The sequence below is a fragment of the Microbulbifer mixtoriginis (SeqCode) genome (assembly GCF_052467945.1).
Genome location: NZ_CP174328.1, coordinates 1,221,045 through 1,234,603, shown reverse-complemented (window position 1 = coordinate 1,234,603; position 13,559 = coordinate 1,221,045). Strand labels below are relative to the sequence as shown.

Sequence of the window (13,559 nt, the reverse complement as noted above, 5' to 3'; positions counted from 1 at the left end):
TTACCGTGGAAATGGATTACACAGCAGTACCGAAATTCCAAGAAGAATACACCGCAAAGATCCCCGCCCTGGCCCTGTTGTGCAATCTGGGCTGGTCGTTTTTACCACCCGCCGAGGCCCACCAAGCCCGTAGTGGGCGCCAGGACCAGGTGGTGCTCACCAAAATACTGCGCCGTGAGCTGGGCAAACGGACCTTCCATTTCGCCGGTAAAGAGCAGCCTCTCTCGCAAAAATCCATCGACCACCTGATTGGTATCGTATGCAGCCCTGCGCTGAACAAAGGGCTGCCGGCAGCCAATGAGGAGCTGTACAACCACCTGCTCTACGGCATTTCGGTGACCGAATTTGTCGATGGCAAAAAAGCCACCCCCACTATTGCCCTGATCGACTGGCACACCATCGAAAACAATCACTTTGCCTTTACCGAGGAATTCAGCGTAACCCGCGCCAGCGGCGTAGAGACCCGCCGCCCGGATATGGTGTGTTTCGTTAACGGTATTCCCCTGGTAGTGATCGAAGCCAAGCGTCCGGATGGCAAGAAAGGCCCCTCTATCGACGAGGGTATCTCCCAGAGCCTGCGCAACCAGCGCCACGATGAAATCCCGAAACTGTTCGCCTACAGCCAACTATTATTGTCAGTCAACGGTGCCGAGGGTCGCTACGGCACTTGTAACACCCCTGCAAAATTCTGGGCGGCCTGGCGCGAGGAAGATATCGCCGATGAGGAAATGCTGGCGATCAAAAACCGCCCCCTTTCCAGCGAACAAATCCAAACTCTGTTTAAACAGCGCTCCCCATCAGATCTGGACTGGTACCAAACCCTGATCGCCGGCGGCGAGCTGGCCCTGGGCGGCCAGGATCGGTTGTTAATCAGCTTGCTATCGCCCCAGCGACTGCTGGAGATGGTCCGTTACTTCACTCTGTTCGATAAAAAGGCCGGCAAAATCGTCGCCCGCTATCAGCAGGTATTCGGTATCAAACGGCTCTTGGAGCGCATTGCCCAACGCAGCAATGACGGCGCGCGGGAGGGCGGCGTAATCTGGCATACCACCGGCTCCGGCAAATCCTTCACCATGGTGTTTTTAAGCAAGGCGCTGATCTTCCAGCCGAGTCTCAAACAGAGCCGCCTGGTTATTGTCACCGACCGGGTGGATCTGGAGCGCCAGCTCAGCAATACCTTTGCCAGCGGCGGCGAACTGGCGGGCAAGAAAGATAAGGAAGCGGCGATGGCTACTTCCGGCAAGCGTTTGGCCCAGCAGATTGGCAGCGGCAATGAGCGGATTATCTTCTCGCTGGTGCAAAAATTTACCGGCGCCACTGCGCTGCCGGAATGCCGCAATGACAGTGCCGACCTGATTGTGCTGATCGACGAGGGCCACCGCAGCCAGGGCGGCGAAAACCATATCCGTATGCGCCAGGCCCTGCCCAATGCCGCCTTTGTGGCCTTTACCGGCACGCCTCTGCTGAAAGACGACAAAACCACCAATAAATTCGGCCCCATAGTCCATGCCTATACCATGCAGCGGGCGGTGGAGGATCGCACCGTAACCCCACTGCTGTACGAAGAGCGTATCCCAGACCTGAATGTTAACGAGCGCGCAATTGACCGCTGGTTTGAGCGCATTACGGTGGGGTTAAGTGAGGAGCAGCAGGCAGATTTAAAGCGCAAGTTTGCCCGTAAGGGAGAGATTTACACTGCAGACGATCGCATTCGACTGATTGCTACCGATATCGCCACCCATTTTGTTAATAACATCGATGCGGGTTTAAAGGGCCAGCTGGCCTGCGATAGCAAAGCCACTGCCATCCAATATAAAAAGTACCTGGATGAGGCCCAACAACACTGGCCAGAAGCGCAGAGATTTAAATCGGCGGTAGTGATCAGTGCACCGGATACCCGCGAGGGCAACGAGGCGATAGATGAATCCTCGATGCCGGAGGTGGTGAAGTGGTGGAAAGACAATGTGGGCTCGCAAAATGAACAGCGCTACACCCAGGGAGTGATTGAGCGCTTCGATAAAGACGACTCCCTGAAACTGCTGATTGTGGTGGACAAACTACTGACAGGATTCGATGAGCCCAAGAATACGGTGCTGTATATCGATAAGCCCCTCAAGGAACACAATCTGATCCAGGCGATCGCGCGGGTCAACCGCCTGCACCCGGATAAAAAGTTCGGCCTGCTGATCGATTACCGGGGCATCCTGGCAGAGCTGGATACCACCATGCAGAAATACCAGGATCTGGCCGCGCGCACCCAGGGCGGTTACGATATCGACGATATCGCCGGGCTCTATAGCCCCATGAGCAGCGAGTACAAGCGCCTGCCCCTGTTGTATAAAAACCTTTGGGGCATTTTCGCCGGCGTAAAAAATAAGCAGGACACCGAGCAACTGCGCCAGGTGATAGTGCCCAAAATTGAACAGCGCAATGGTGAGCTAGTTGATGTGAACCTAAAAGTGCGCGAGGACTTCTACGAGGCACTGACCCACTTCACCACCTGCCTGAAAGTAGCCTTGCAATCGGCCACCTTCTTCGAAGACAAAACTTTTACGGATAGTGATCGCCAGCACTACAAACAGACGGTTAAACAATTTGCCAGTTTGCGCCAATGGGCGCTACAGCAAACCGGAATCTCTGTGGACTATGACCAATACGCGGCCCAGGTAAAAAACCTGTTGGATAAGCATGTGGTGGGCGTGGAAATCTTAGAGCCCGAGGGTAAATACGAAGTCAATAAAATGGGCAAGGCGGAGCGGCCTGAAGATTGGGGGGAGGACAAAACCCGCAACGAAACCGATATTATCAAAACCCGCGTCACCCGCATGATCGAACAGGAGTTGCGCGACGATCCCTATGCCCAGGAAGCCTTTTCCAAGTTACTGCTGCAAGCCATTGAGGAGGCGGAAAAACTGTTCGACCACCCACACAAGCAGTACTTACTGTTCGAAGCGCTGGAAGCCCAGGTAAAAGCCCGCACCCTGGATGAAATCCCCAATGCCTTTGCCGATAACCGCCACGCCCAGGCCTATTTTGGTGTATTCAAGAAAAACCTGCCGGAGGTTTTTGCGGTTGGTGATAGCCAGGTGCAGGATAAGTGGATCAAGCTAGCTTTCGAGGTGGATACGGCTGTTAACCAAGCCGTAATGGAACACTCCATCAACCCGGAAAATATCGAGTCAGAGATCAAAAAAAAGCTGACACCCAAATTATTTATGGAGTGTAAATCCATCGGCAGTGGTATGGAGCAAACCAGGAAAATGGTGGAGATGATCCTACAGATCACCCGCGTTGGTTTAAGCGGAGACTAACCTCGGCATGAATGTGCCCATTACTTCCCCCCCAACTAACCCCAACTCCCGGCAACTGAGCTTTGCCTATGGGGATGAACGCATCACGTTTGAATGCCAGCCCCGCTCCCAGGCCAGTGGGCGAGTGCTGATCAAAGTGCACCCCGACTGTCGTGTGGTGGTCAGCGCACCGGAGCCTATCGATAACGATGCGGTATTAAAGGCGGTAAAAAAACGGGGACGCTGGATTTACCAGCAGCTGCGGGATTTCCGCAAAGCGTTGGAATATATAACGCCACGGCAATATATCAGCGGCGAGAGCCACTACTACCTGGGCAAGCAATATCTGCTGAAAGTCATTGAGTCTGAAGACACCCAACAACAGGTGAAATTACTGCGCGGCAAGCTGGAAGTATCCGTGCGGAAAAAAGACCCCGAAAGGGTGCGCCTGCTTTTGGTCGAATGGTACAAGTCACGCGCCAAAGAAATTTTTCACCGCCGCCTGGATACTCTGCTTGAGCAGACCCTGTGGGTTTCCGGGCGCCCGCCCCTGCGTATCCTCAGTATGAAAACCCAGTGGGGCAGCTGCTCCCCCCTGGGGCGTATTACCCTCAATCCCCACCTGGTAAAAGCGCCGCGCCAGTGCATCGACTATGTCATTTTGCACGAGCTCTGCCATATCGCCGAACACAACCACAGCGAGCGATTTTACCGTTTAATGAATCAAGTGATGCCCAGGTGGGAAGGCACGAAAAACAAACTGGACGCTATGGCGAATTTGATTCTGGGTGATACCCTGCCCCATTCTTTTAGCCGATACTAATTTCAACTTTCGTATGGAACCTACTGCCACCTCAGGGAAAGATCATATGAGTAACACAGCGTGGGTGACCAGCGCCATCTCCGAAGCCGATACTCTTTGGCAAAATTCGCGTACATCGATCGAAGGCAAGTCATTTAGTGATGTGCAGGACTCTAACGGCCTCCAGTATGTCGACCTGGTGATGGAAGGCGGTGGCATGCTAGGGATTGCACTGGTGGGCTACACCTACATCCTTGAGAAGGCCGGTATTCGCTTTCGCAAGGTTGCAGGTACTTCTGCAGGTGCCATCAATGCACTATTTTTAGCCGCTGCCGGTACGCCGAGCTCACTTAAGAGTGCAAAGTTACTGGATATTATGGCTAAGGCGGACTTTGCCAGCTTTGAAGATGGTGAGCGCTTTGCGCGTAAAACCGTGCAGCGCCTGCTCAAAGGCAAAGGGCTTTTTAGTAGCCTGGCCCTACACCCATTCGACTCCCTGCGCACCTGCAAACAGCTATTGCGAGATAAGGGTCTCAATCCTGGCGACACTTTTAGCCAATGGTTGCAAGAAGAGTTACGCCAGCTGGGCATTACCAATACCGCACAACTTAAGCAGCGTATCAACCAGTTTCCCACTCTCCATTATCGGGGAGAACCAGATCATCAGGTGGGCGCTGCAGAAGTGGCGCTGGTAGCAGCGGATATTACCACTGAGACACGGGCTGTTTTTCCCGCAAAAGCCCCTCTCTACTTTAGCAACCCGGATGCGATAAATCCTGCCGAATTCGTACGGGCCTCTATGTCTGTGCCGGGCTTTTTCAAACCCTATACAGTGAAGAATATTCCCCAGCTGGATGAATGCAGCTCAGTGGCTGAGAACTGGCGCAGTATCAAGGGAATTGGTGATCCCAGGCTGTTCTTTAAAAATGGTTTCCCTAAAGAAATTCAGTTTGTGGATGGTGGCCTGGTATCCAACTTCCCCTTTGATATCTTCCACAAGCCAGTCGGTACCCCCAAACTACCCACTTTTGGCATTAAGTTGGAAGTGGACCACTATCAACCCAAGTCTGACAAGGTGGGGCGCTTTGCCATGGGGCTAATCAATACCTGCCGTAACATGCTCGACAACCATGTGCGGGCCAGCCTAAATGCGGAATACCACACGCTGGTGAAAGAGATCGCTATAGAACCTATGACCAACGGCGAGCATCCTCACTGGTTGGATTTCGCCATGCCAGGAGAACACTGCGAACACCTGTTCCTGTCCGGCGTAAGGGCGGCGATCGAGTTCCTAAGCAACGGATTTCAATGGGAGGATTATCTTGTTCTGCGCAGGCCGGAAGTTTTCTACTCTGGGGAGCAGTTGGCTTAAGGAAAGAAAGCCGGGTAAAAAGTACCCGGCATAGATTTTTTAAGGGTGATTAGAAGGAACGGCGTCGATAGCTGCGATAGTTTGCGTGCCAGAAGTTGCGCTTGAGAGACCTCTCTAACTGCTCGTGGCTCACTTTCGGGGCAACTCCATCAAGCTGTGCCTGGGCAGCTACAGCTCTGGCGATATCAATGCTCACCTCACGAATATCATCCAAGTGCGGTAGCAGTGCGCCCTCCCCCTGTTTCACCACTGGAGCCTGCTCCGCCAGGGCGTTAGAAGCTGCCATCAACATGCCATCGGTAACCCGCGTGGCGTTGGCTGCGATCACCCCAAGACCGATACCTGGGAAGATATACACATTGTTGCACTGAGCAACCGGATGGTGGCGCCCATCAATTTCCACGGCAGCAAAAGGACTACCGGTAGCCACCAGCGCCTCTCCCTTAGTCCAGGTATATATTTCCGTGGGAGTCGCCTCCGCGCGGGAGGTGGGGTTTGAAAGCGGCATCACCAGTGGGCGCTCATGGCCAGCTTGTAACGCCTCAATTACTTGTTGGTTAAACAACCCACCCTGCCCGGATACGCCAATAAGAATACTCGGCTTCACCCTACTGATCAGACTCTGCAGGTCTGACTCGGGCGCCCCATCGAAGATATCCGGTGACTGAGCCAGCGCCGCCTGGAAGTCATGCAGCCCCTTCATATCCGAGGTGACCAATCCATAGCGATCAAACATAAAAATACGCGAGCGCGCATCCGTATCACTAAGCCCCGCCTGTACCATGGCGGACACCACCTGCTCAGCAATTCCGCAACCGGCAGAACCAGCACCCACAATCAAAACCCGCTGGGCTGTTAAGGGCTCCTGCCAGGTTTTACAAGCAGCCAAAATAGTACCCAGGGTAACAGCGGCGGTACCCTGGATATCGTCATTGAAACAGCAGATTTGATCCCTATAGCGCTGCAGTAACGGCATGGCATTCGTTTGAGCAAAATCTTCAAACTGCACCAAAACCTTGGGCCAGCGACGCTTCACCGCCTCGATAAACTGCTCTAAAAACTCATCGTACTCCTTCTGAGAGATACGCTCATGGCGCCAACCCATATACATAGGATCGCTGAGCAGAGTGCGGTTATTGGTGCCAACATCCAAAGTGACCGGAAGTGTGTAAGCTGGGCTGATACCACCACAGGCGGTGTATAGAGACAATTTTCCAATGGGAATACCCATGCCACCAATACCCTGGTCGCCAAGACCGAGGATACGCTCACCATCGGTAACGACGATAACCTTGACGTTTTCCTTAGTGGCACTGCGCAAGATATCATCTATGTATTCTCGGTCTGGGTAGGAAACAAACAGACCTCGATGGTTGCGATAAATATTAGAGAATTCCTCACAGGCCGCCCCAACGGTAGGCGTATAGATGATCGGCAGCATTTCATCAATATGATGCTCAATCAGGTAAAAGAACAACGTTTCATTATCGTCCTGTATACCACGCAAAAAGATATGCTTATCCAGGCCAGTCTTACACTGTTGGTACTGGTAATAGGCCCGTCGAGCCTGTTCCTCAATAGTCTCTACATTGGTCGGCAAGAGACCCGCCAGATTAAACTCGAGCCTTTCCTCTAGGGTAAATGCACTGCCTTTGTTTAGCAGTGGCATTTCCAGTAGAGAGGGGCCAGCATGCGGGATATATAAGGGACGCTTTTCGTTGTTGCTCATAAACCTGCTTTTTCAATGCGGTGATAGACGAGACATATTGCGCAAAAAGCTTCCAACCTTACTGAATAATGCAAAGGGAGCCACTAATTTGCACAGACCCGCCAGTCCAAGGGGGCTTAAAGACTATCTAGTGTTATGGACTTTAACAAGGCCTACCCTCTGCACCTTGGGATCAGGATAAGTGCCTTTTAATCATGCTAGCTTGCTTTTTACCGATGCTCTCAGGGCTGAGACTAAACGACTCCAGGAACAACGAGAGTAAGAAATAAACAACTGCGAAGCCTGTAAGGAGAAGTGTGCTGCCCACCTGTATTTCCCTCCTAGCCCCATAGTTTCATGGGAATTTTCAAGAGGAAGTTAGGAAAATGTGGTTAGAAAACTTGAAGGAGGAAGAATTGGTACCTGCAAAGACAAAATATCGAAGAGGCGGAAAATAGGATGTCACCAACCAGCACCTAATGCACAAGCGAACCGAGACAGCAATAGTAGTACTGTCTATTTTGGCACTAGGACATGTCCATAGTGACCATGCTGTCTATCTGGGCGTTTTGAAGTTTTGGTAAAGCAGGCGATCATTTTTCAACCATCAGAAAGCCTTTCGGAAAAAGCTCTTTGTAGAAGCGAAGCAAGATAGAGGGGCCCTAAACCTGTAGGCACAGTCTTCTTAGGAACCCCCAAGGCCACTATTTGATTGAAATGGCAACTCTTATCTCATTTGGGCTCAGGTAATGTTCAAAGTCTGTGGTGTAGGCTCTTTGATGAGGACAATCTGGAGAGGAAAAGTAATTCCATATCTCACCCCATAAGTCGATAACCGTCTGCGGCATTTCTCCCTGGGCGGAAAACACCAGATACTTACCCGATTGCACATGTATCGGCTTGAAATCTTCGGACATATCTGTTGAAAGCAGATCTGAGCAAGCATAGATATCAAACAACCCGCTATGGTCTGACTCATAGTTGGTATAGACCCCATAAATCTGGGGAGCTCCCGTAAACTTGGGAGCTGCCTCGGTACTAAACTTCTCCCACAGGGGAGCTATTTGCGCAGTAGAGGCATCCGCCTCATTCTCATTCTTTGTTCTTGCGCAGAGCCCCACCAGATCAAAGCCGGGAATTTGTTCAACGACCATAACTACCTCATTTTTATCAATTATTGATGTTACTTGTAATCCAATACACAGCTAAGTGCATGGATGAACAACTAAAGGGGTTCACCTTAAAGCTAAGGGTAGCTACTTCCATGTAGTAATTTCCTTGCTTTGAGCCCCAAACCGAAGAAAAATTCCACAACTACCTCTTGTTGAGTTAATCGAGTTTTTCTGGCCTGTAACGGTTGAGAAATTGAACCGCCTCGTCACGCTGTTCCAAAGAGAAGCACTGGATATCTATATTCCTAAATATCTTATCTTCAGCCTTCACGATCTTTTGTAGCCATTGCTTATCCGTCAGAATGGCTGCCGCAGAGATATTAGAAATACCAACATTAACCAAGTATTTCAATTTTTCTAGCACTGCCGAGAACTCAAGCCCCTTAAATGACTCAATTTCCTCATAGATAGTGATCCTCTTATACTTCTCACCAAGCAACTTTGCTTGAGCCAAAGTCTCGGAAACATCACTTTCAGTAATTGAATCAGATACCCTGAAAGCGAGGCTATTAGGAATACCGATATCTATCGCTTTGATCATCTCGTTAATCCCATTTCCAATAATCTATAGTCAGGAATTAAAAATATGGTGTGGACAGTACCATCCCATTTTTCACATTAAGCTTATTTTAACCGCAGGGTAAAAGTATCAGGAGGAAATACTCTACAATGCTCTGCTAGAATCTGCTTTCTCTTTGATTTGCAAGGCCATCTCTTTCGTTAAGATTTGCCCACCTAACGACCAGTTTTCTGCCTCAACCAAGTCTAGAAGCTGTTTCATAACTTGAAATCAGTTATTCTTGCGACCTCATGGAATGATAAGACCAGTAAGTGTGAGTAGATTTAAGTCAGAATTAACCGACGCTCAGTGGAAATTGATTGAGCCTTGCCTTCCCCAGCTAAAACGTGGAAAAGGAGGTCCCAAACCCATTGATAACCGTGCATGTTTTGAAGGTATCTTGTGGATTTTGCGCTCAGGAGCACGATGGAAGGATCTCCCCCCATCTTACCCTTCGCCGAGTACTTGCTGGAGAAGGCTCCAGTTTTGGGAAGAGCAAGGCGCTTGGTTGGAGGCTTGGAGAAAATTTCTCGGACAGCTCGATCAAAGATCCCTGCTCAATTGGGAAGAAGTCTTTTCGGATGGTAGCTTTGCTTCAGCAAAAAAAGGGGAGCAGAAGTCGGAAAAACTAAGCGAGGCAAGGGTACAAAGTGGATGGTGGTGGTCGATGGCGAAGGTATTCCATTGGGAGGCACCGTTACTTCGGCCTCACCAGCAGAAGTAAATTTATTACATCCACTACTCGATGTTACCTATGAAAATACAAAAATTCGACGATTGGTGTACGACAAGGCTGCAGATTCTGATCCACTACGCCATAGTTTGGCCCGCCGTGAAATTGACCTAATTTGCCCTCACCGCAGGAATAGAAGAAAACCTTCGAAACAAGATGGCAGAAAGCTTAGGAGATATGTGCGACGTTGGAAAGTTGAGCGAACTTTTGCATGGCTAGGGAACTACCGCCGTTTAGTCGTCAGGTGGGATCGCTACTTATCTTCATACAGAGCTTTTTTCTATATTGCCTGCATGTTAATTACGCTAAAGAAGTTATGAAACAGCTTCTAAAGAAACCCACACATGCTGCCTAAAACTCTCATCTCCGCCGCCTTCGACCTCCACCATAATATCACTGATTTTTTTGCAGTAACTCCTTCTTCACACGCTCATCAACTAGCTCTTTAACTGTTGTAATTGTTACATGTGGCATAAAACCCTCCAATTGGTACTAAGTGAAATTTAGAAAATCAATCAAACTTAAAACAACTCTACAGAAGACAAAAAGGTATTAGATAGAACCATCTCTCGATGGGATGTAATAACTGCAGAGCTAAAAGATGCAGGGTAGCAATGACTAAAAATTCATTCTTAAACTCAAACTCTCCACAGGTCAGCACCCCTTCTACTACAAACCTACCAAATACTGTATATAAATACAATACTGGATCAACAGCAATTAATTTCAACTCAGGATCGGGGATACCTCGCAATCCAGAGACTACGAGGCCGACTTAAGGTACACGCAGAGAGTTGAGTCTTCTATTTTACTTGCTCATTACTATGAAAGAGATCTAGGGTCTTTAGAGAAAGGGCAACCAGATCCACACTGGATTCCAAGTCCACGTTCTTTATAACGGTCACTGCCCGCTGGTGTTCAGGACAAAGTATCAGCACACTTGTACTTCCTATACTTAGCCCCGTGTGGTATAGCAAATTAGGGTGTACTTGGAGAATACGCCTTATATCCGCATACTCTTCCGAGTTATATCCAGCTAAGAAATCTTGCCCCCCAAGAAACCAACCAATACCAATATTGGTTTCTGTTCCATCTGAAAGTTTAGAGTTAGTAAATAGCTCAGAAATGGATTCCTCCTGCAGAAAACCAGGCTTCAGATGAGAAAGCGCAAATTTCACCACATCTTTTGGCGTGGATAATATTCCACCTCCAGCATACTTATAGCTACTATTCACCTCTGGAGAATTTATAAGCACACCTGTAAAAAAAGAATAAGCGCCCTGTCTACTTGGGATAATTGGTGCCGCATCATCAAAGGTAGTTCTCTTCAATCCTAGAGGTTCAAAAACTTCAGTACTAACTATCTCCTTAAAGGTTTCCCCTTTTGCTGACTCCATTGCCGCACTCAGTAGAGTCCAATTATAAGTAGAATAACTCTGATCCGAACCGGGAATAAAAAGCAAAGGGTCATTTTTAAAAATATTCAAAGCTTCTAAAGTGTTGTTGTATTGCACATTCGAGAGAAACTCATGCGGAATAATGTAGTCACGAATTCCAGCGGTATGATTGGTTAACTGGCGCAAGCTTATCGCTGGGTGGGTTTCAGGCCAGTCTGGCACCAAAAGTCTTACCTCTGAGTCCAAATTTAAAACTCCCTGCTCTACCAGACGCATCAAAGCAGCCGCAGTAATCACCTTAGAAACGCTTCCAATACGGAGTTTTGTTTTTTTGGTCATAGGAACTTTAGACTCAAGATCTGAATACCCAAATCCTTTAGCCCACTGAGTGCCATTAGTATCGCCAACGGCCACGCTAATACCAGGAACAGTATCTGAGGAAACGGCCTGTTCAAACAAAAGTTTTGCTTGCTGTGGAGCACTAACAGCGCCCTTTGATTGTAGGGGCAACCATAGAGCCGCTGAAGCGATCAATATTATAAATTTATACATATCACCAAATTCCATTTGTAAATTTCATATACAGAAACGCCGATAAGGCGCCTGAGACACTATACAGGCATATAAAGGGAGTAAGCTAATTTAACTTTTGATCAGGCAGATAAGGTACGATAGAACCGAAAACAAGGGGGAAAGATAACTTAAAATAACTTTTTGACTTTAAGAATTGAACACTATTCAAACTTTGGGGAAACGCCTTGTTTTAGATTAAGGGCAAAATCATTAGGTTACCTTTAAAACCACAGCAACTATAATTGACACCCCTAAACCTGAATGACGATTTGTATCAAACCAGAGCGTTGTTAATTACAACAGCTTATTGCTACGCATCAAAGTGCATCCAGGAGAAATCACCTATGTGCTTTACTTGACTTAAAGCGATTACTATAGACCTGAGCTTCCTACCCTCCCTCTCTATTTAGAGAGTAATTCATCACCTTTTCATGCCCTGTGACCTAATTTAGCGCCCTATGAAAATTCAGTTACTACCCGAAGCCCCAGCCTCTAGCTGTTTTTGTACTTTTTCCAAATTGAAAGAGCCGGGAACTTGACTGGGGGGGTATTCCTTCATGGTGCTCAGGAACTTGGCAGCGAGCTGCTGCATAGGAACCAATACAAATGCACGATCAATAAACCAATCATTATAGGTATTGGAGCTATGTTGTGCTTTTTCGAAAGGATCCTGACGTAAATTAAACAGTAAGGGAATACGCAGTTCAGTAAAAGGTTCGCGCCAGACTTCAAAACCTTTACCACGATTCTCCAGGAAAATGGCTTTCCATGGCTCGTAACGCATAGCGACTATTTGACCATCATCATTAACATATATAAATTCCTTTCGTGGTGACAACTTGGCCTTACCAGAAAAGTAATCCAACATGTTATAACCGTCGACATAGTTGCGATAGCGGCGACCGTTCAATTCTACCCCCTGCTTTAGTTGCTCTTTGATATTAGGGTTTCCGCCGGCGGCAGCCAGTGTTGGCAGCCAGTCTTCATGGGAAACGATGCCTGTTAGGGTAGTGCCAGCTGGAAATTTTCCAGGCCAGCGAACAAAAGCCGGTACCCGATAAGCCCCCTCCCAGTTGGAGTTCTTTTCACTGCGAAAGGGAGTTGTGGCCGCGTCAGGCCAGGTATTGAAGTGTGGTCCATTATCGGTGGAATAAAATACAATCGTATTGTCAGCAATTTTCAGACGATCGAGTAAACTCAGTAATTTTCCCACCAGGATGTCATGCTCTACCATGCCATCCATATACTCGTTGCTGTTCGGCCCAGCCAGATTTTTATGCTCCTCTCGCACATGAGTACGAAAATGCATCCGAGTAGCATTCCACCAGACAAAGAAAGGCTTTCCGGCCTGATGAGCACGCTCTATAAAGTCAATAGCTGCAGCTAGAGTTTCATCATCAATTGTCTCCATGCGTTTTTTAGTGAGCGGGCCTGTATCCTCAATGGAGCCACCCGCATAAGACTTGATCACTCCGCGTGGGCCAAATTTTTTGCGGAATTCAGGATTTTTGGGGTAATCGCGATTCTCTGGCTCTTCTTCAGCATTGAGATGGTAGAGATTTCCGAAAAACTCATCAAACCCATGGTTAGTGGGCAGATGTTCATTCCGGTCACCCTGGTGATTCTTACCAAACTGACCAGTAACATAACCGAGGCTTTTCATAACCGTGGCAATTGTCGCATCACTCTTTTGCCAGCCTTCCTTGGCTCCTGGGAGCCCTACTTTGGTCATTCCAGTACGCACTGGCACATTACCTGCCAGGAAAGCGGCCCTTCCGGCCGTACAAGATTGCTGGCCGTAGTAATCGGTAAATGACAGCCCCTCAACAGCCAATCGATCAATGTTGGGCGTGGCATAACCCATCATGCCTCGGCTATTAAAACTGATATTCCAAATACCGATATCATCCCCCCAAATCACCAGGATATTGGGCTTTGTAAGCGGGGTGTCCT

At 48.6% G+C, this 13,559-nt stretch carries 9 protein-coding genes and 1 pseudogene; 5 read left to right on the top strand and 5 right to left on the bottom strand.

Going from position 1 to position 13,559, the window contains the following annotated elements; genetic code table 11:
• The first annotated feature begins 11 nt into the window (after window positions 1-11).
• From ACJJIJ_RS05525 to ACJJIJ_RS05515, 3 genes are read left to right on the top strand one after another with little or no spacing between them, the layout of a single operon-like run.
• Window positions 12-3,311, top strand: coding sequence for a type I restriction endonuclease subunit R (locus ACJJIJ_RS05525; RefSeq protein ID WP_444939567.1), 3,300 nt, complete (start codon window positions 12-14; stop codon window positions 3,309-3,311).
• A 7-nt stretch (window positions 3,312-3,318) separates the two neighbouring features.
• Window positions 3,319-4,113, top strand: a complete 795-nt coding sequence (locus tag ACJJIJ_RS05520; protein ID WP_444938858.1) for a M48 family metallopeptidase — start codon at window positions 3,319-3,321, stop codon at window positions 4,111-4,113.
• Between the two features lie 46 nt (window positions 4,114-4,159).
• Window positions 4,160-5,464, top strand: a complete 1,305-nt coding sequence (locus ACJJIJ_RS05515; RefSeq protein WP_444938857.1) for a patatin-like phospholipase family protein — start codon at window positions 4,160-4,162, stop codon at window positions 5,462-5,464.
• Between the two features lie 49 nt (window positions 5,465-5,513).
• Here the strand turns inward: ACJJIJ_RS05515 and ACJJIJ_RS05510 are convergent, their stop codons facing one another.
• The 3 genes from ACJJIJ_RS05510 to ACJJIJ_RS05500 form a co-directional block, all read right to left on the bottom strand.
• Window positions 5,514-7,193: an NAD-dependent malic enzyme gene (locus ACJJIJ_RS05510; RefSeq protein WP_444898436.1), complete on the bottom strand. Its 1,680-nt coding sequence runs from the start codon at window positions 7,191-7,193 to the stop codon at window positions 5,514-5,516.
• Between the two features lie 683 nt (window positions 7,194-7,876).
• Window positions 7,877-8,326: a GyrI-like domain-containing protein gene (locus ACJJIJ_RS05505; protein WP_252085556.1), complete on the bottom strand. Its 450-nt coding sequence runs from the start codon at window positions 8,324-8,326 to the stop codon at window positions 7,877-7,879.
• Between the two features lie 175 nt (window positions 8,327-8,501).
• Window positions 8,502-8,885 (bottom strand): SpoIIAA family protein, encoded by a 384-nt coding sequence (locus tag ACJJIJ_RS05500; RefSeq protein WP_444938856.1) that lies wholly within the window; start codon window positions 8,883-8,885, stop codon window positions 8,502-8,504.
• Between the two features lie 274 nt (window positions 8,886-9,159).
• On the opposite strand from ACJJIJ_RS05500, the gene ACJJIJ_RS05495 reads away from it, so the two are divergent.
• Together ACJJIJ_RS05495 and ACJJIJ_RS05490 are read left to right on the top strand one after the other, a co-directional pair.
• On the top strand, window positions 9,160-9,627 hold the full coding sequence (locus ACJJIJ_RS05495) for a transposase (RefSeq protein WP_353505443.1): 468 nt from the start codon (window positions 9,160-9,162) through the stop codon (window positions 9,625-9,627).
• Window positions 9,525-9,956: pseudogene (locus tag ACJJIJ_RS05490) on the top strand (IS5 family transposase); the annotation flags it as partial. The gene ACJJIJ_RS05495 and the pseudogene ACJJIJ_RS05490, both read left to right, overlap by 103 nt.
• A gap of 483 nt (window positions 9,957-10,439) precedes the next feature.
• Here the strand turns inward: ACJJIJ_RS05490 and ACJJIJ_RS05485 are convergent.
• Window positions 10,440-11,600, bottom strand: a complete 1,161-nt coding sequence (locus tag ACJJIJ_RS05485; protein WP_444938855.1) for a serine hydrolase domain-containing protein — start codon at window positions 11,598-11,600, stop codon at window positions 10,440-10,442.
• 472 nt (window positions 11,601-12,072) lie between these two features.
• Window positions 12,073-13,527: an arylsulfatase gene (locus ACJJIJ_RS05480; protein ID WP_444938854.1), complete on the bottom strand. Its 1,455-nt coding sequence runs from the start codon at window positions 13,525-13,527 to the stop codon at window positions 12,073-12,075.
• Window positions 13,528-13,559 lie beyond the last annotated feature (32 nt).